18 protein-coding genes and 1 pseudogene are annotated in these 20000 nt (G+C 34.8%); 6 read left to right on the forward strand and 13 right to left on the reverse strand.

Going from position 1 to position 20000, the window contains the following annotated elements:
- Window positions 1-48: 48 nt before the first annotated feature.
- Both ACQVD9_RS12795 and ACQVD9_RS12800 read right to left on the reverse strand, forming a co-directional pair.
- Window positions 49-4935 (reverse strand): alpha-2-macroglobulin family protein, encoded by a 4887-nt coding sequence (locus tag ACQVD9_RS12795; RefSeq protein ID WP_413774198.1) that lies wholly within the window; start codon window positions 4933-4935, stop codon window positions 49-51.
- Between the two features lie 300 nt (window positions 4936-5235).
- Complete coding sequence (locus ACQVD9_RS12800; RefSeq protein ID WP_264746338.1) at window positions 5236-6555, reverse strand: MFS transporter; 1320 nt, start codon at window positions 6553-6555, stop codon at window positions 5236-5238.
- Window positions 6556-7097: 542 nt separating this feature from the next.
- On the opposite strand from ACQVD9_RS12800, the gene ACQVD9_RS12805 reads away from it, so the two are divergent.
- Both ACQVD9_RS12805 and ACQVD9_RS12810 read left to right on the forward strand, forming a co-directional pair.
- Window positions 7098-7715, forward strand: coding sequence for a LysE family transporter (locus tag ACQVD9_RS12805; protein WP_264746339.1), 618 nt, complete (start codon window positions 7098-7100; stop codon window positions 7713-7715).
- Window positions 7712-7906: pseudogene (locus ACQVD9_RS12810) on the forward strand (YnfA family protein); the annotation flags it as partial. The gene ACQVD9_RS12805 and the pseudogene ACQVD9_RS12810, both read left to right, overlap by 4 nt.
- Before the next feature lie 95 nt (window positions 7907-8001).
- On the opposite strand, the gene ACQVD9_RS12815 reads toward ACQVD9_RS12810, so the two are convergent.
- Together ACQVD9_RS12815 and clpA are read right to left on the reverse strand one after the other, a co-directional pair.
- On the reverse strand, window positions 8002-8622 hold the full coding sequence (locus ACQVD9_RS12815; RefSeq protein ID WP_264746340.1) for a hypothetical protein: 621 nt from the start codon (window positions 8620-8622) through the stop codon (window positions 8002-8004).
- Window positions 8623-8645: 23 nt separating this feature from the next.
- On the reverse strand, window positions 8646-10904 hold the full coding sequence (gene clpA, locus ACQVD9_RS12820) for an ATP-dependent Clp protease ATP-binding subunit ClpA (protein ID WP_264746341.1): 2259 nt from the start codon (window positions 10902-10904) through the stop codon (window positions 8646-8648).
- 288 nt (window positions 10905-11192) lie between these two features.
- On the opposite strand from clpA, the gene ACQVD9_RS12825 reads away from it, so the two are divergent.
- A complete protein-coding gene (locus ACQVD9_RS12825) occupies window positions 11193-12410 on the forward strand; it encodes an MFS transporter (protein WP_264746342.1) in 1218 nt (405 codons plus the stop codon).
- Window positions 12411-12445: 35 nt separating this feature from the next.
- Here ACQVD9_RS12825 and ACQVD9_RS12830 read toward each other — a convergent pair whose 3' ends face one another.
- The 8 genes from ACQVD9_RS12830 to ACQVD9_RS12865 all read right to left on the reverse strand — a co-directional run bounded on the left by ACQVD9_RS12830 (window position 12446) and on the right by ACQVD9_RS12865 (window position 17868).
- Entirely contained in the window at window positions 12446-12880 is a 435-nt protein-coding gene (locus ACQVD9_RS12830) for a YfbO family protein (protein ID WP_264746343.1), read from the reverse strand.
- 198 nt (window positions 12881-13078) lie between these two features.
- A complete protein-coding gene (locus ACQVD9_RS12835) occupies window positions 13079-14410 on the reverse strand; it encodes a deoxyguanosinetriphosphate triphosphohydrolase (RefSeq protein WP_264746344.1) in 1332 nt (443 codons plus the stop codon).
- 104 nt (window positions 14411-14514) lie between these two features.
- Window positions 14515-14970 (reverse strand): hypothetical protein, encoded by a 456-nt coding sequence (locus tag ACQVD9_RS12840; protein ID WP_264746345.1) that lies wholly within the window; start codon window positions 14968-14970, stop codon window positions 14515-14517.
- A 301-nt stretch (window positions 14971-15271) separates the two neighbouring features.
- Window positions 15272-15841 (reverse strand): hypothetical protein, encoded by a 570-nt coding sequence (locus tag ACQVD9_RS12845; RefSeq protein ID WP_264746346.1) that lies wholly within the window; start codon window positions 15839-15841, stop codon window positions 15272-15274.
- Window positions 15842-16419: 578 nt separating this feature from the next.
- Entirely contained in the window at window positions 16420-16767 is a 348-nt protein-coding gene (locus ACQVD9_RS12850; RefSeq protein ID WP_264746347.1) for a glycine zipper domain-containing protein, read from the reverse strand.
- Between the two features lie 72 nt (window positions 16768-16839).
- Complete coding sequence (locus ACQVD9_RS12855; protein ID WP_264746348.1) at window positions 16840-17142, reverse strand: hypothetical protein; 303 nt, start codon at window positions 17140-17142, stop codon at window positions 16840-16842.
- Window positions 17139-17516, reverse strand: coding sequence for a phage holin family protein (locus ACQVD9_RS12860; protein ID WP_264746349.1), 378 nt, complete (start codon window positions 17514-17516; stop codon window positions 17139-17141). The genes ACQVD9_RS12855 and ACQVD9_RS12860 overlap by 4 nt, the downstream gene beginning before the upstream one ends.
- A 16-nt stretch (window positions 17517-17532) precedes the next feature.
- Window positions 17533-17868, reverse strand: a complete 336-nt coding sequence (locus ACQVD9_RS12865) for an ElaB/YgaM/YqjD family protein (RefSeq protein WP_264746350.1) — start codon at window positions 17866-17868, stop codon at window positions 17533-17535.
- 426 nt (window positions 17869-18294) lie between these two features.
- Between ACQVD9_RS12865 and rpmB the strand changes: the two genes are divergently transcribed.
- A complete protein-coding gene (gene rpmB / locus ACQVD9_RS12870) occupies window positions 18295-18531 on the forward strand; it encodes a 50S ribosomal protein L28 (protein WP_264746351.1) in 237 nt (78 codons plus the stop codon).
- A gap of 11 nt (window positions 18532-18542) precedes the next feature.
- Window positions 18543-18698 carry a 50S ribosomal protein L33 gene (rpmG, locus tag ACQVD9_RS12875; RefSeq protein ID WP_003457707.1) on the forward strand — a complete coding sequence of 52 codons (156 nt, stop codon included), beginning with the start codon at window positions 18543-18545 and terminating at the stop codon, window positions 18696-18698.
- Window positions 18699-18853: 155 nt separating this feature from the next.
- Here rpmG and ACQVD9_RS12880 read toward each other — a convergent pair whose 3' ends face one another.
- On the reverse strand, window positions 18854-18979 hold the full coding sequence (locus ACQVD9_RS12880; RefSeq protein WP_264746352.1) for a hypothetical protein: 126 nt from the start codon (window positions 18977-18979) through the stop codon (window positions 18854-18856).
- Window positions 18980-19238: 259 nt separating this feature from the next.
- Between ACQVD9_RS12880 and ACQVD9_RS12885 the strand changes: the two genes are divergently transcribed.
- The gene (locus ACQVD9_RS12885; protein WP_264747903.1) at window positions 19239-19997 is read left to right on the forward strand and encodes an SDR family NAD(P)-dependent oxidoreductase; all 759 of its coding nucleotides are present in this window, start codon (window positions 19239-19241) and stop codon (window positions 19995-19997) included.
- Window positions 19998-20000: the final 3 nt, after the last annotated feature.

Below are 20000 nucleotides of genomic sequence, written 5' to 3' on the forward strand. Positions count from 1 at the left end.
AAACAAAAGGCGTACTCAAGTACGCCTTTTTAATTAACTACCTAATACTTAATGAGGCTTCACAATCAGTAATGCAGGTGCATCACTGGTAGCCTGCCAGTTAGGACGATACATAGACTCCACTACCGCGGGAGGTACACGATACTCGCCTGGTGTTACTGCACGCGCTAAATATAATATATCTGTTGTTTGGTTAGAATAGTTATAACCAAGATCCAACTGTATTACATAGCGATCATCACGGAACTCTTGATGAGCAATACGTGCTCTTTGCATTGATTTTAAAGATTCCTTAATCGTGTCAGCTGCATCTTTTAAACTTGCCGATGCTTGTGCTAGATTTTGATTTTCTAACTCCAAACCTGCTGGTAATAAATCTACCAATAACGCATCCGTGATACGTTGTTTAGTGGCTAGTTTAATCCGCACAATCACTAAGTCACCACTTCTTACATTTTTAAGATTTAAAGTCCTACCATTTAAATCTAAATATTCTTTCGAAATAGATAGACCATCATTAGTAGTAGCTCTTGGTGCTTGGCTAGGATAACCCGTTACATTAACTGTTTGATATAAAGGTACATCTGCTGTTTTGTTCACTACTTTTAAGGTGGTGATTTTACGCATTTCTTCATCAGACAGTTTCAAACTAGGTTGCTTATCAGTAACTGTATACTTATTACCAGCTACATCAACCTCAGCTTGCCAAGCTTTTTCAGGCGTTAAAAGAACACGATAACCTGCTAAGAAAATAGCATTACGTTCTTGAGTAGATAACCAACGTTTATTAGCTACATCTTGGCTTAAGGTAAACATACGATTATATATAGTATCTGCACTGCCCATTTGGTGCTCTTGGAGAAGAGCAAGGATTAATGCATTATCACGCACCTCACTACCATAATCACCAATCCACCAATAGCTTCTTGAGTTATCACGTGTTTTTACTAATCCTTCTTTTAATGCCTGTTCTGCACGAGTATTGTCACCCATTAATTTCAATGCAGCCGACAATTGAATTAAAGAAAGACCAGATGGTGCCTGACTACGACGATCATATAACGCACGTAATGCACCTAATGGAGCTTGTTTAGAACGAGCTAATACATAACCTGCATAGGCTTGAGCAGCAAAACGTGTAGCATCTCTATTATCGGTATAATAGGGATCAATACTATTGTTATTTTGTACATAATTCAGAATACGTTTTACCGCATTTTGTAATGGCTCTTCAGGTACTGAGAAACCACGTTCACGGGCACGCAATAAGAAATCAGTTACATAAATAGATAACCAATAGCCCTCTTCACTATCACTACTCCATAAACCAAAGCTACCATTATGACGTTGCATACCTAGTAAACGACCAATCCCCACTTCGATAGCATTACGACGTTGCTCATCTGTTTGATCTGTAGTAACACTCAAACGTTTTAATAGCTCAGCACTTGAGTAAAGTGATGGATAAAGACCACTGGTAGTTTGCTCTGCACAACCATAAGGATAAGCACGCAATGATTGAATTTGTTTAGATAAATTCAAGGGTGGTTGACTTGTTAATTGTACCAAGCCCTCTCTACCATGCATTTCAGTACCACTAAGTACAGCAGTTGGAATATTCCAGGGTGATTTTTCTAAAACATTTTGGAAAGTTTCTAAACTAGCAGGATACGCAGGTCGTGTGCCTATACTCCATGTCCGTTTAATATCTGGTGCTGCTTTACCTTCTACTGTAATACCAGTCACAGTAACGGTTACCTTACCTACACCTATACCTGACAAAGCTTTTACAGGAATCGTTAATGTTTTACGCTCACCTTTTGCTACAGTAACTTCTTGAGGTTTGCTATTAACTAAAGTAACAAATCCCTCTGAAGTTAAATTTACTGCTAACTTCTGTGGTTTTTCAGTTAAATTAGTAATATCTAACGCTAATGTAGAACTATCACCACCTGCTAAGAAACGAGGTGTAGAAAGTTCAGCAATGATAGGTGCGGCTACTACTGTTTTAGCTTCTGCCATACCAAAAGCATTATCAGTCCATGCCTGCCCCATTAACCTTAACTCACCATTAAAGTCAGGAATAGCTAAAGATACTTCGGCTTCACCATTTTCATCAACTGTTACAGGTTTACTTTGTAACGCAACAATCATCACATTAGTATCTGGTTTTTTACCGCCTTTCGCTAATGCAGCATCACCACCAAATGATAAAGAACCTATGCGACCTTGTCCTGTTTCAATCAGTTGACCGTATACATCTAACTGATCCGCACCATACGCTTTACGACCAAAGATACCAGCAAATGGATCTGGTGTTTTATAACTAGTAATATTTAAAATACCAACATCCACCGCAGCAACTAATACAGTGGCATTCTTAATAGGGTTACCTTGGTTATCTTTGGCTTTTACCTTCACCACTAAATTTTGTGAAGGTCCCATTTTTTCTGGTGCAACTAATTCAAGATTAACTTTACGCTGTTGACGATCTAATGGTAAATGCAACAAACCTACCGCACGTTTAGGTGTAGCGCCAACCTTACGGTCACCAGGGCGAACTATTAAAGTAGAAATATATAAATCATGGCGTTGCCATTTGCTATCGATAGGAATCTCAAACGTTTTACCTGTAGCAGGCACATCTATTGCTTGCCACCATAATAAACCATCCGAAGATTCAACCATTAAATAACCATTACCTGCCGCTGGTGGAGTAATAGTTATCTTCGCTTTATCTCCATCTTTATAAGCTGGCTTATCAAGTGCAATTTTTACTTGATCTGGGCGTACTGCACCACCCTCTTCTGTATTTTCTTGCCACCAATAACCAGCACGGAATTGGTAATTAGATATTAAACCTGTCGCTGGATTTTCCACTTCTAAGCGATAATAACCCCACTCAACAGGATAGGTTAATTTAGCAGTAGTACCTTTAGCAATACTGATTTGCTGTTCATCCATCATTAAATCTTTTTGATTATAATTGCTATCCCAGCCATCACTGTCTGAATAATACCAATAGTAATCACGACGCTCACGAATGAAACGTACTTTTAAATTCTTAGCTGCTAATTTGTCACCTTGAGCATTAGCTAATAACACCTCAAACTCAACAGTAGTATCATAATCCACCTCTTTATCCTTAAATAAAGGACGGATACCTACCAACTGTTTGGCAGGCCATACCGATTGTATAACACGACGTACAATAGGGCGACCACCACTCTCTTGTAAACTTGCTTGCACAATTAATTGTAAAGGTGATTTTACTTCTTTCCATTGACTATCAAGTTGAATAACTCCCTTGCCCTCTTTATCTAAAGGAAACTCACTAAAATCGATATTTTGAGATAAGTATTTTTCATTTAAATCACCAAAATAGTAACCTGGTAATTTAGCCACACCCTCTCTTAATGGACGAACATACACTTGACCACTTAATAAGTTACCGCTAGCAGGTGCGCCATAAAGATATCGACCGTTTACTCCAACATGCATACTATCTGCTGGTGCTAATGGTTCCTCATCAACATTTAACTCTAATGCAAGACGTTCTGGTAAAAAATCTTCAACATTAAAATTATAATCTTGAACCTTTTTATCACCGATTTTTACTAAGAAAGACCAACGCCCTGTTTTTGCATCACTAGAAACTTTCAATTGATATTGGTAAAAACCTTGTTGCGTTGCTTTCCATACGAAACTACGTACAACAGTACCATCTGGACTACGCACTTCAACATTAACAGGCATATCCTTAACTTGATTACCATCTTTATCACGTAGCAACGCATTAAATAATACTGTTTCACCAGGACGATATAAATCACGAGGACCAAAGATAAAGAATTGGAAAGCAGCATCTTCGGGACCAGTCACAGTAAACTCAGATAAATCTAGGGCAGATGTTTTCAAACGTAACATCGTAGTCTGGCCATTATGGGCAGCCAAGACTATATCCGCATCACTGATATTTGCTAGCTCAGCATACCCCTTAGTATTAGTAGCAGCATTTTCAATTACATTACCTTTACTATCCAATACTTTGATATCAACACCAATAATGGGTTTACCCGTTTCCAATGACTGGGTAAAAACAGTTAGATTATCACTGGATTTATAACGGTGTGCAGAAACACCAATATCAGAGATAGTAAAAACTGTAGCAGGGAAACTATATTTATAAGCACCAGATTGACGTAATACAGCAAAATAAACACCTGGTTGTTGTAACTGCTTGATTCCACCAATCGGTAACATCACTGTTTCACGACGGTTTTTATCTGCATTTAGCTTAAAACCACCTGTATAAGCTAAATCAGCCATCGCTAGCAACTCTTCAGAACTCCAGTATTGTAAGCTTCCACCTCTACCCCATTGGCTAAAGAATTGAGGTAACTTATCATCATGAATTTTAAAGAACTCTACGGTCGCTTGTTGAACATTTAAGGTTACTACAGGCAAACCTTCAGCTAAACGAACAGGCAATAAAGAACCTCGGCTTGCAAAACCTAACATAGGCTTTAAATCTTTAGTGGTTAAACGAGCGACATACTCTAAAGGAATACTTTTGCCATTTACCCCTCTTAAACCCGCATCAATAGTTAATACCAATTTACGATTCGGTTCTAAATTATTAAAGGTTAACTCTTGTTGGTTTTTAGATAAAACCCAAGCACCATCAACTTTACCTGACTTAGTATCAATCAAATGTAACTTATCATTAAATTTTTGATCCGTTTTTAAAGGTACCGAAAAAGTAACAGAAAGCGTACTAGCGCCATTTACTTGAATCTCTGAAACATCAATAACCTTTAACTCTTTCCCTGCATAGCGTTTTGCTAATGTTGACTCATCTACTGCGGTAGTAGGTGGGCTTGCAGTTTGTGCATGCACAAGGTTATTAGATATCGTCCCAAACATTAAGGACATCAATAAAGGAACTACTAGCCAATATTTTTTCTTCATAAAAGCATCCTGCATTTCTGCAATTTAATAAAAAGTCAGTATTCAACCACCATATATTATTCGGTTATATCATAATTGATAAAAGTTAATTATTCCTTAACATTTTACTATTTACCTATTAACAAAACCTTTCTTAACATAATAACAATGCTTGAATTTCACTAAAAATAAACAGGATAAAGATCATCATAGGCTCACTAAACCATTGTAATGCAAAACTTCTAATACAAAAAAATAGCCCCAAAAATGAGGCTTTTTTATGCATTAATTTTTATTATCTGTAAATTTACTACCCTGATCGCACAATCCTGAAACGATCACAAAAATAGCAGAGATAAATAAAATAACAATCACCCCTATGGTTGAATTATCAGGTGATATTTTTACCAACCAAAGCGCTAATAAAGGTGCCAAACCACCTAATGCTCCACCTATTTCTCTACCTGTACCAATTCCTGTAGAGCGTACTTGAACAGGGAATTGTCTACTTAAAAATGAGCCTTGTGCAGCAAACATCATAGGTGTTAGGAAGCCTGTAGTAATAATTAATGCAAAGTAAATGTAATGTTCATTAGCTGTATCTATTAACAACATAAAAGGTAAGATATATAATAAGGTGATAACTGCACCTGTTATCATCACTTTCTTACTACTCCATTTATCACACATCCAACCAAAACAAGGGATAGTAAATAAGGCAACTAAACTAGCAAGGGTAATAGATAAAGAAGTAACATCAGCAGTAACGCCTTTATACTGATCTAGATAAGCCAATGAGAAAGTTTTAAAGGTATAACTTAACGCGTTGTAACCTAATGCCAAAAAGAAAGCGACTAATAATCCTTTCATATGGAATTTAAAAATATCATGGAATGGTGCTTTATCACGTTTATGTTCATGTACAATTTTATCAAAGTCTGGAGTCTCTGGTAAGCTGCGTCTTACCCACAGCCCAACGAAAACCAATATGAAACTAAGAATAAAAGGGATTCTCCAACCACCATTTAACAAGAAATTTTCACCAAATAAACTTAATATAAAAACAGTAAACGAAGAAAGTAATAAACCTAAATTCAGGCCAATTGCAGGCCAAGCGCCTTGACTACCTCTTTTCTTACTGGAGGCATGCTCATATGAAGTAATAGCTGCGCCCGCTAACTCAGCACCAGCTCCTAAACCTTGTATAAAACGGATGAAAACTAACAGAATAGGAGCCCAAACGCCAATACTATCATAGGTAGGAATAAGGCCAATGACTGTGGTACAAACCCCCATAAGGATAAAGGTAACCACCAACATCTTTTTACGGCCAAAACGATCACCATAACGACCAAATAACATTCCACCCACAGGCCTTGCAATAAAGCCAATAGCAAAGGTAGCAAAGGCTTTTAAACTTGCACTCTTAGGGTCAGCAGTGTCAAAAAACACTTGTCCAAAAACTAACGCGGCCATAGTTGCATATAAGTAAAAGTCATACCACTCGAGCATAGAACCAACAATAGTAGCAGTTGCTACTTTACGTAATCGTTTCTTCTCCTGCTCAGGAGTTTCAACAGCTATATTATTGTTATTTTGTACCATCTTTTATTACCTCAAGTTGTTATTATTTTAGAATTGACTGATTTATTAGGGCTATTACTAGTCATACCTCCTTTATATGGTTTAACTAAATCCGGGCTTATAATGAGGAAAATGATTTTATATTCTTTTCTGAAAGATAGAATTTAAAATTTTGGAGTGATCATAAATTCTGAGAAACAAGTAAAATAGCGCATTGTAGTTGTAAATAAAAACTAACAATCCACCTACTTTGCCAAATATATACTTATTTATTAATTGAACTACATAAAACATAAGTTGTTTTTTTATACTATTCATAACGCTCTTTTTTATATTTATCTTAAGTTTTTATATATTTTCATGCCAACTATATGTTGTAAACATCAACTTTAGTTTAGTTAACAATAATTTAGATGTCTTTCTGTACTACTTATTATTTTTATAACTTACTAAACATACTCAATATTGATCATACTTTAACTTAAAACCCTACTTACTTTCAAAATTATTTTGTCTTTTAAGTAGCCTAAGTATATATTAGCTATTTTCTTAGCATTAAGCATATGTCACTCCTCTCTATATTTTTTATCCATCTTTTAGCTTTAGTAAGTCCTGGTCCTGATTTCGTTTATATTTCCCAAATAGCAGCTAACTATAATAAAAGAAGCTACATTTTAGCAATATTGGGTGTGTGTAGTGCTATTGCTATTTGGGCATTATTAGCTATTAGTGGTTTAAGTATTATTATTGAACATACACCCATCATTTATAAATTACTGTTATTACTAGGAGGCAGTTATTTAATTTGGTTAGGTATCTCTGCTATAAAAAGCAGCTTTTATAAAAACCAGTTAACAGCTAAAAACAATAATAAGCAACACAGTTTTTATATAAAGGGCTTAATGACTAACCTTGCTAACCCAAAAGCTTTGGCCTATTTTGGAAGTATTTTTGCAGTTGCTGTTGCTAATGCAACTCCCCATACCTTGTTATTGATGTTTATATTAGTTGTAATAGAAAGCTTAATATGGTTTTATTTGGTTGCAACACTATTTTCTACACAATGGGTTGCTAATTGGTATCAAAAACGGCTTAATAAAATTAATTTTATTTGTGGTATAGCTTTTGTGCTTTTTGGTTTAGGTTTAATTTATCGTTTAATCAGTGATTTTATTATTTGAAAACACTTATTCTTTATATCTTAACAGCATTCTCAGAAATAATCGGTTGTTACCTACCTTATATTTGGTTAAAACAAAACGGTTCAATATGGTTATTAATTCCTGCTGCTATTAGTTTATCTATCTTTGCTTGGCTTTTAACATTGCATGATGCTGCATCTGGTAGAGTTTATGTGGCTTATGGTGGTGTAGGGATTCGTTATAATTTCTAATTTACTTTGGGCAAAAATTTTCTCCCAAAGTTTTTAACAGTCTAAATAAATTATCTTTTTAACTGTCTATTTACTTAATAAGTCACACCCACCTGTGTAATTTTAATCATTTCAACACCTTTACTGCCTGTTTGAGTTTGTACTTTAAGTTTTTGTAATTTTGGTAGTTGAAGAAGATAAACAGAAGTTGTTCTTTGTTTTTGTATAGGTTTACCAAATAAAGTTTCCAGTAAATTAGGTTTTAGTTCTAAACGCATTTTATTAGAAAGCATAGGATAAGAAGCGGCTGTAATTAATGGACAATACTCTGTTGGTAATGTACCACCCAATTTCATTACCACTTCTGTAACTGGCGCTTGTAAATCTGTGCCTTTGGTAACAAACCATAGCTGATGAGAATATTTAGGTAAACTATAGCATTGATAGTAACCTTTACCATTATGTAAAGGAATACCTGTTTTAAAAATACTAGAAATCTCTGTTAAGGTTGTAGAACCTAACATAACTACAGCTCTATTTACTCTCAAATGAGTAGGAATATATTCTTCATCAATAACCGTAGCTTTCTCCATTAGCTCTTTATCAAAAGCCATTGTTGGCACATTAACAGCTGTAGGTGGCCTATTTGACTGTGCCACAACTTGACCTGCCCATCCAAATACTACAAGGGTCATCAACAACACTTTATAGTTCATATTATTTCCTTAAAAACTACTCACTAAGCAGGTTCAACAATTTGCTCTATATTAAAAGTTAGCTGTTCATTACTCATATCAACATGAACAATACCACCCTGCTCTGCTAACTTGCCAAATAAAATTTCTTCTGCAAGAGGGCGTTTTACTTTTTCTTGAATTAAACGCGCCATTGGTCGAGCACCCATTTGAGGATCATAACCATTTTTCGCTAACCATGCTCTTGCTTGCTCAGAAATCTCTAGTTGTACTTGTTTTTCCTCTAATTGTACCTGTAATTCCACTAAGAATTTATCCACAATACTCTTCAATACATCATCACTTAAACGACCAAACTGAATAATTGCATCTAATCGATTACGAAATTCAGGTGAAAATGCTTTTTTAACAACTTCCATAGTATCAGTTGAATGATCTTGTTGAGCAAAACCAATCGACGCTCTAGCAGCTGATTGAGCCCCTGCATTAGAAGTCATAATTAATACAACATTTCTAAAATCAGCCTTACGCCCATTATTATCAGTTAACGTACCATGATCCATGACTTGCAACAATAAATTAAAGATTGCAGGGTGAGCTTTTTCAATCTCATCTAACAACAGTACACAATGAGGCGTTTTAGTAATGGCCTCTACGAGTAAACCACCCTCATCAAAACCCACATAACCTGGAGGGGCACCAATTAGGCGAGAAACAGAATGTTGCTCCATATATTCAGACATATCAAAACGGATTAATTCTATGCCTAATGCTCGACTTAACTGTTTGGCGACTTCTGTTTTACCTACCCCTGTTGGCCCTACAAATAAAAATGATCCCACAGGTTTATCTGGAGCTTTTAATCCAGCTCGGGAAAGTTTAATGGCTGAAGCTAACGAACTAATAGCAGTATCCTGCCCAAACACTGTTAATTTAAGGTCACGTTCTAAATTACGTAAAAGTTCTTTATCAGAAGCATTAACACTTTTTGAAGGTACTCTTGCCATTTTAGCAATAATAGCTTCTACCTGTGGGACATCTATACACTCCACTCTATTATCAGGTATCTGTAACTGCTGATAAGCACCAGCCTCATCAATCACATCAATAGCCTTATCGGGCATATGTCGATCTGAGATATGGCGTGCTGCTAATTCAGCCGCTGCTTTAAGGGCTTCATCAGTATAGGCAATATGATGATGCTCCTCAAAACGAGATTTTAGACCTTGTAAAATACGAATAGTGTCAGCAACAGAAGGTTCAACCACATCTACTTTTTGGAAACGACGTGATAGTGCATGGTCTTTCTCAAAAATACCACGATACTCTTTAAAGGTTGTTGAACCTACACAACGAATTTGGCCACTACTAAGCGCTGGTTTAAGCAAGTTAGATGCGTCCATTGCGCCACCTGTAGTCGCCCCAGCACCAATAATAGTATGGATTTCATCAATAAATAAAATCGCATCAGTGCGCTTTTTCAAATCTTTTAGGACAGCTTTAAAACGTTTTTCAAAATCACCACGATACTTAGTGCCTGCTAATAAAGCACCTAAATCTAATGAATAAATAACACTGCCTTTTAAGAGTTCTGGCACTTGACCATCAACAATACGCTTCGCTAACCCCTCAACAATGGCTGTTTTACCAACCCCAGCCTCACCCACTAATAAAGGGTTATTCTTACGACGACGTGCCAATATCTGTGCAACACGTTCAACTTCTTGTTCTCTACCCACTAAAGGATCAATTAATCCTTGTTCTGCCAATTCATTTAAATTCGTCGCATAAGCTTCTAGAGGCTTCTTCTCTACCACATTATCTGGTGATTCTTCTTTAATTTCTTCCCCAGTTACATCTTCAATATCAGTTTTACCAATACCATGTGAAACATAGCTCACTACATCTAATCTTGAAATTCCTTGTTTTTTCAACAAATAAACAGCTTGGCTTTCCGTTTCGCTAAAAATAGCAACTAAAACATTTATACCACTTACTTCATTTTTGCCAGAACTCTGCATATGAAATACGGCACGTTGTAGTACACGGTGAAAACCTAATGTAGCATCAGTTTGTGTATCTTTATCAGTATCTGCAATACGTGGCGTGGTTTGCTCTATAAACTCTGATAATTCTTTCGAGAGTTTTTTAAGATCAATCTTACAAGCTTGCAGTACTTTGACAGCATCCTCATTGTCCAATAAAGCTAACAATAGATGTTCTACTGTAATAAACTCATGACGTTTTAAGCTAGCTTCACGAAAAGCTGCATTGATTGTTTCTTCAAGCGCTTTATTTAACATAGATACACCCGCTATATTGGATTCAGACTATTTACAACTTAATACATTAGCATATTGTATATTTTTTAAAATAGTTATTTTATTTATCCAAATAATTCTTCTATTACTTAGAAATAGCTAATTAAGATTACTGCGACATTTTATCACAAAAGCTATCCATTTACTTTACCTCTTATTGAGAAAAAGAATATATCTTAAGTAACCTTATAAATTTATAAATAATTCTGTATGATATAAATTAATAACCATCCCCTACTTTTTGATATAAAAATAAGTTTATCCATTATCATGAATCAACAACAAGCCGTTAATAGTCATAACAAACTATTTTTATCTATTATTATGATGGTGAGCTGCGCTCATTTAATGAATGATCTCATTCAATCAATGCTCACTGCCACCTATCCTCTGCTAGAAGAAAGGTTTAGTTTAAGTTTTGCACAAATAGGCTGCATTAGCCTTGTTTATCAAATTACCGCCTCAATTTTACAGCCAGCCATTGGACTTTACACAGACAAACACCCAAAACCTTACCTATTACCTATCGGTATGGCCTCCACTACTCTGGGTTTAGTAATGTTAGCACTTGCTAGTAGTTTTTCTTGGTTGCTAGTTGCTGCTGCTTTTCTAGGGGTTGGTTCTTCTACTTTTCATCCTGAAGCCTCTCGTGTTGCACGCAATGCATCAGGAGGCAAGTTTGGTTTTGCTCAATCAGCTTTCCAAGTAGGAGGAAACTTTGGCTCATCACTTGGTCCTTTATTAGTTAGTTTTATTGTGTTAAGACATAACCAACAAAGCTATATCTTATGGTTTGTGGTATTTGGTATCGCTGGTATTATTTTACTTATGCGCATTAGTGCTTGGAGTGCCAAACACTTAAAGGCCAGTAAAGGGCGAGCGCCTATTGACCTTACCTTACCCTTTAGTAAGCAAAAAACCACACTTGCCCTCTCTATTTTAGGTATTTTAATTTTCTCAAAATACTTTTATATGGCAAGTATGAGTAACTATTATTCATTTTATTTAATAGAAAAATTTAATCTTTCAAAAGACCATGCCGTGCTTTTCTTATTTTTATTTTTAGCATCTGTTGCAGTCGGCACTTTTGCTGGCGGCCCTATTGGTGATCGTATTGGTCGTAAATATGTTATTTGGTTCTCTATCCTTGGCGCTGCGCCTTTTACAATAGCACTACCCTTTGCTAATCTATTTTGGACAGGAGTACTAAGCGTCCTCATTGGCCTAATTATTTCTTCTGCCTTTGCTGCTATTGTCGTTTATGCTCAAGAATTAATACCAGGCCGTGTAGGTATGATTGCAGGATTATTCTTTGGTTTTATGTTTGGAATGAGCGGTATAGCTGCAGCTGTTTTAGGCTATATTGCTGATCAAACAAGCTTACAACATATTTTTCAGTTCTGCGCATTTCTACCATTATTAGGTGTTTTAACACTCTTTCTACCTGATGTAGAAAGTTATCTTAAAAAACAACTTTATATTAAGTAATCATTAAAAAAGCCATCAATTTGATGGCTTTTTTATTAATCCCAATAAAGTGTATAAACATTATAACCCGGTGGTACTGATGGTGCTGCTAGAGGCATGCCATAAATCCACCCTTCATAAATACGACAATGTAATGCCTCCACCCATTTTTCTGCATCAGATAAAGGAGCCATTGCATAAATATGAATTGTGTCTGCTGCTGGCCATACTTCTCTATTATTAAGAGACATTTCCCAATCTTCATGAATACTGACTAATACAGAATAAACATTGGGTCGCCCCTCAATCCATTTCAATTGTTTATACATTTCAGCTAAGGTAGGTCTGCCATCGTCTACTTGGTCAGGTGCAATACTTGCTTCATCATTATTACCAACAAAAAAATCATCTAGAGAAACAAAGGGTAAATCACCTTCATTCTCTTCAATCAATTCTTGGATTTTTTCTAATAGTTGTTCACGCTCTTGCATAACTTATTTTTACCCTTAACATCAAAAATGACTATACCAATCATCGATTTAGAATTTTCTTATAATAATCAATAAATTGCTTAGAACAGGCAATCTTCTTAAGATATCAGTATAACAAATTTAACTGCTACACTGATTATATTTAATGAGTCAATTACTCAAAGTAATTAGTTTTTTTCTATGTAGAAATTATACTTACTATACTGGACTAGATCGTCCTGTCATTTCTTTAGCCATTTCTGTTGCATAGTTATCAGTCATACCTGCAATAAAATCGATCATACGCATGACTGACTGATAGAGCGTCCAATCTTTTGTTGGAACATCATGGCCTAATAAATCAAAAATACGTTTATTTTTAAAGGATAATGTGCCTTTACTATGCAACTCAACCGCAGCACCACAAAAACTATTAAGTAAAATCTCCAGAGTGGTATAAGCGCCTATTTCATGCAATGTTTTTTGTTTATCTTGAAATATTTTTTCTCGAGCAATTTTCTTTGCTTTTAGGATACATTCTTTACTTGCAGTATCCATATACTCTGCCAAATCGCCTACTAACTCACCTTTCAATAAAGCAGATTGTTGTGTAATAAAAGCTTCTGCCGCCGCATTAGTTAAATGATCAATTGCTTTACCACGTAAAATAGCTAATTTACGTCGCCGACTACTAGTCGAGTCTAATTGTTTATTAAGGTTAGGATTACGTTCACTGACTAAATCCAACAATAAAGCTTCAACTTCTTCATAAGCCAACAGATCCATTTCTATACCATCTTCAAGATCAATTAGCCCATAACAGATATCATCTGCTACTTCCAGCAAATATACTAAGGGATGACGTTGCCAACGCTCTGCAGAAACCTTGGGCAAACCTAACTTACCTGCTATTTGCTCTAATAAAGGTAACTCACTTTGATAACAACCAAACTTACATTTCTTATATCCCTCGGCTTCCGCATAACGAGATGTCCAAGGATATTTTAGATAACTCCCTAACGTAGCATAAGTTAAACGCATACCACCTTCGTTTTGATGGTATTCTAATTGAGTTAGAATACGAAATCCTTGTGCATTCCCTTCAAAATTTAGAAAGTCTGCAAGTTCTACCTCATTCATACAGTCAAACCAACCCTTACTGGCTGCCTGAGAGAACCAATAGCGAAAAGCATCCTCTCCTGAATGCCCAAAAGGCGGATTACCAATATCGTGAGCTAAACATGCAGATTGCACAATAACTCCCAAATCTATAGGTAAGCACCATTGGGGTAGCTCATCTTTTAATAACTCACCAACTAGCATTCCTAGAGAACGCCCTACAGACGCCACTTCTAAACTATGCGTCAAACGGGTGTGGATAAGGTCATTGCTAGACACCGGATGAACTTGTGTTTTACGACCTAGACGTCGAAATGCTCCAGAGAAAACAACTCGATCATAATCCTTATGAAACGGGCTACGTCCCAACTCATCTGGGCTTAATACTGCTTTACCTAATCTCTCAGGAGATAATAATGATTGCCAATTCAAAACAAACCTACAACGATAAAATCGTAAAATATAATAAGGGATAATAAAAGTTATCTATTATCCCCTAATTTAACTCTTCTTGTAATTATTAATTAATAATAATTTTATGCCATTATTTCAAAGTTATTATTCTCGCTATCTCTTTGGTAACAAGCTATTGCAGCAACAGCATTAATATATTGCTTAATATCCAACAATAAACTTACTATTTCCCCCACAGCATTTAACTTAGCAGTACTCTCCCCATAGCTCATAATAATATGACTGGCCTTTTGCCGAGCCGCTTGAATTAACCCCGCACATAACTGTTGTTGACTTGTTATATAGCGCTTAATAAATAATGCTAAGCAATCCATATTAGCTTGTAATTGCCAAGCAATATTACACAAAGATTGACTCTTAATCAGACAATTTCTGATACATCCCACTAATAAATCACATATAGATTCCGTTCTCTCATTAATTGCAGTTATCGCATCAATCATTGCACAAGTTTCAACATAGGTATTAACTAAAAAAGCCTCTTCAGGGCTAGCTAGTACCGTTATTACTTTTTGCATGATTCCTCCTTGTTATTATGTTTTTTTACCTCTTAATTCTAAAAGTACATTTGTATATAAACGAATTATCATTAACAACAAAAACATCTTCACTATTAATATTGGTAGCTACTACTCCTTTATCTATTATCATGAATTATTATTATGCTTAATACTAATAATAGTAATATATAGCACAATTTATAAAAAACTAATAAAGATATTTACTCAATATACAACCATCTTTATTAAGAGGTGATAGCATATATTAAAAAACAAATAGATAATTTGAATTCAACTTTTATTTTTTGAATTCAATTTATTAATGTATAGGTAAATAATGACTAGCTTCCTTTAAGCATTTAGCAATGGTATGGCTACTAGGACAATCAAAACCTATACTATCGCCATAAGTTTTAATTATATTAGCAACTTTGAATTCTTTAGTTGGAGGTAACTGATTCATTTCTGCCAATAATGCTATTACCTTATACAAATTTATACGTTCCTTACTATGTAATGGCTTATCGAGATTATTTGTAATACAGGTATGACTAATAAAATCACGCAAATATTCAGTCTTAACCACCAATAAAACATCATCTGGTAACAAATGAGTAGTAACCACTTCTGACAATTGCCCATTATATTCTAAGCAGTTAATTAATCGATAGTAGCAAGGATGATCTTTATCTTCATTAGTTTCTTTTATAATAATTCCTTTATTATATTCTGGTTCAATTTTTAATGTATTAGATGCATCACCATAATACACTTGCTTTATAACTAATTGCCCATTGTATAAATTGACTAAATCACAACAACAACCTGACTTTATTTGAATATACTCTTTCTCAAACAAAATCGGGGTATCATTAACTACTGCTGTCATATTAATTACTGTTTCTACATTTACTCCTTTTTCTACATTAAGTGGAATTAATAAAATGTAAAGACAAAATTAATTTATTGTCTAAAGCTAATCTATAGATATCCCTCATTTTAACTTTTTCATTAAATACATTAGAAAGGCATTTAGTGGCTTCCTTAATAGTTAACCACTCTTTAAAATACAATAACTTACTCATTTCTTTATCCTTAACCATTATTATTGTAGTTAACTTACGCTCTCACTTTATATAAATACAATCCAATTTTAGGGACTAATAGCACTTAATTTAATCATCCTAATGTTGTATTTAATAAAACGTCCATTTAACATTTAAATGAAAAATTGTTATTTTGAAATTTATGAGTAGCTTTTTGCAATTATATCCAACATATTATATTAATTAATGATTATACTTTCCCTCCTTAGTCAAATATCTATCCGTATACATAATAAAAAACTCGCCTAAGGCGAGTTCATTAACCATAACTATTTTCTACAAAATTGATAATATGAGTTCTAATACATCATTTAATTATAGATAGCAAAATAACCCTGACTATAAAAAACATATAAATGGTTTATTTTTTATGTCCTGCTAATAACGCTAATAGTACCCCTGCTGCTCCTGCCGCAATACCTATAGTTGTTAAAGGGCGCTTTTGAACAAAATCGTTAGCCTTATTTAATATTTCTTTACCTTTTTCAGGTATTTTAATCTCTGGATTATTTAACAAAGGTTTAACTTGATCTAAATAACTAGCCATCTTATCGTGTAACACAGCACCTTGTTCTGTACTAGTTAATAACTTTTCAATATGATCGAGAATAACCAATAAATTTGATAACGATGAATCTTCTTTATTAGTCTTTTCTAAATCCTCAATCACTATAAGCTCTTTAGGCTCTGATACTGATTTATTTTCCATGATCAACTATTACCCACTCTCAACAATAACACTAAACTTTGATTATAAACAGCAAATGGATGAGATAATAAGCTATTTAATCAGTTTATGTAATAGACCTGGATAGTTGATAACAATATAACGAGCTGCTTTACCTAACCAGCCACCTCGACGCTTACCTAATATAGCTACTGCTATTGCTAAACCAGTCACAATAGCAACTTTACCACTACTATGTTGTTGGTTATTGTTGGGTGTAAATAACCCTATTACTCGCTGTCCTGTTTTTAGTAAAGGCTGTGTTTGTAACTTTAACTCTTGCCTTCGCTCTTGCAACTGTTGCTTAATAAGTAACTTACGCATTTCGGAACGACTTATTTGTTTTTTATCCATCATGACAGCAGTTCCTCTTTATCTTTAAGCAATTCCTCTTTGGTACTTATAAAAAGTTTAGTTTTCTTTTTAATACGTATTAAATTAACTAGAGCAATCATAATTATCAAAAGATAACTACCTAATAACGCTAAAATTGCAGTCAATCGGTAACTATCCCAAAAATAAACAACAACCCCTACGGAAAACATAATAAAGAACAAGACACTACACACGACTATAATTGCAACATGTACAAAATAGCTCCAAGCAAAACCTTTTGCCTCTTCCAACTCAATAACAAATAAAGAGGCATGACTACTCAATAAATTTGATAGCGCTCTAATAAGCCCCTCTTGCGAGGGTTTATTAGGCTCGGACGCTTTAGGTGCATCCATAATCTACTCCTCGCTATTAACGGCGACGACAAAAATGTGCAACTACAAAGGCTGTAGCAGCAGCAACACCTACCGATACCCATGGGTGAGCCTTAACATAATCATCAGTTGCTTCAAACGCTTCTTTGCTTTTCTTACAAATTGGCTTAACATGCTCTCCCATAGAATCACGAATATCTTTAATCTTGCCAGTTAATTGCTCACGTAATTCAGTGGTTTTACCATCAGTTACTTCTGCGGTTTCTTTTAAAAGACGCTCTGCATCGTCAATAATCTCATTAAACTGTGCCATAAAATCATCTTTGATTTCTTTTGCAGTCGCTTTTACATCTTTATCAGTTGAATTTTTCATAATAACTTCTCCAGTCAATGGTTATAACTGACAACCATCCATGATCAGTTCATTTATTAAAAGAACTTATTCCTTTGATTCTTAGATTTATTTTAAACACAGCTAATAAAATGCTACTATCAGTCATTAGTAGCAAACTACTATGTATACCCTGCACTGCTATGACACGCACAGATGTAACTATTTATTTATCCACTTTCACTATCAACACATACATAAAACATGCTATAATTACTGTTTTACATTAATGAATAACTTCACTAGTTAACTAAAATAGTTGCGAAATTGGCTTATTTTTGATATAAAGCGCACCTAATTTTTTAAAGGTTCTTGCTTAAGAACTTTAATAGTTAAGTTTAGCATTCACATTATTTTTGAGTTAGCCAACCCATGCCGGGTTTGGCATGAGGTTTAGAGGGCTGAAATATGTCAAGAGTTTGTCAAGTTACTGGTAAAGGACCAGCAGTAGGGAACAATGTTTCCCATGCACAAAATAAAACACGTCGTCGTTTTTTACCTAATCTTCAATACCATCGTTTCTGGGTTGAATCAGAGAACCGTTTTATACGTTTACGCGTTTCTGCGAAAGGTATGCGCATTATTGATAAGCGTGGCATTGATGCAGTATTAGCAGAAATCCGTGGTCGTGGTGTTAAGGTTTAAGGAGTCTTAAAATGCGTGAATTAATTCGTTTAGTTTCTAGTGCTGGTACAGGTCATTTTTATACAACTGACAAAAATAAACGTACTACGCCAGATAAAATTGAAATCAAAAAATTTGATCCTGTTGTTCGTAAACACGTGATCTATAAAGAAGCTAAAATTAAATAATTTGGCTTTAATGATTATAAAAACCCACTCTCTAGTGGGTTTTTTATTATATAGATTAATCATCTAATAATAGTTGTAATAAATATAGCTAATTTCAGCCATTCTCTCTAAACAAGATGTACTTTAAAAATAATTACTCCGTGGTATTAATAAAACTATTGAGTAGTTTGTTCTGTTGTTACCTGAGGAAAATCAGTAGCCACTTTTTTATCCCCATTTATTATAAAAACCCAAATAATAGCGGCAATAAAAGCGATTAATACAATTGTTATTTTTGGCATAACCTGCAATACCTTAAAGCTTTATTTAAGCCAAAGCATAAAACAATCTACACTAAAAATAAAGTTACTCCTCCTAAAAAGCCTGTTATCAAAGAATAATAGGCTGATATTTTTACCTAGGCCTAGCACTAATAGCCTATTTTGCTTGTCAATAAACAATAACTCCCAAAAACACTTAAATTCATCGATTAGACAATATTACTACTAGCCCCTACTTTCATTTTGTATTTTAATAGTTGTATAAACATTTAAGGAATCTATCATGACAAATATTGTTTTTATTACAGGAGCCACATCAGGCTTTGGTCGTGCTACGGCTCGTCGTTTTGCTAAGGCTGGCTGGAAATTAATTCTTACTGGACGTAGAACAGAACGTTTAGAAGAACTTAAACAAGAGTTAAGCCAAGTTCCAATACATATTATCACTCTTGATGTACGTGATGCTGATGCAGTAAAAAAAGCAGTTGCAGAACTACCCACTGAATTTAAAAGAATTAAAGCACTTATTAATAATGCTGGTCTAGCATTAGCACCTGAACCTGCTCAAAAAGTAGCATTAGAAGATTGGCATACAATGATTGATACGAATGTTACGGGTCTAGTAAACATTACTCACACATTATTACCTACACTTATTGCAACAGGAGCTGGTGCTAGTATTATCAATCTAGGTTCTATAGCAGGTCAATGGCCTTACCCAGGGAGTCATGTGTATGGTGCCAGTAAGGCATTTGTAAAACAATTTAGTTATAATCTGCGTTGTGATTTAATAGGTACAGGAGTAAGAGTTACAGATATTGCACCAGGACTTGCTGAAACAGAATTTACGTTAGTACGTACCAAAGGCGATCAAAAGGCATCTGATAATTTATACCGTGGCACTTCCCCACTACAAGCGGAAGATATTGCTGAACAAATTTATCATATTGCTACATTACCTGACCATATCAACTACAATCGTGTTGAAATTATGCCAGTACGCCAAACATGGTCAGCCTTTACTATTGATCGTGACTAACCT

It is taken from the genome of Entomomonas sp. E7T21, from assembly GCF_058693955.1.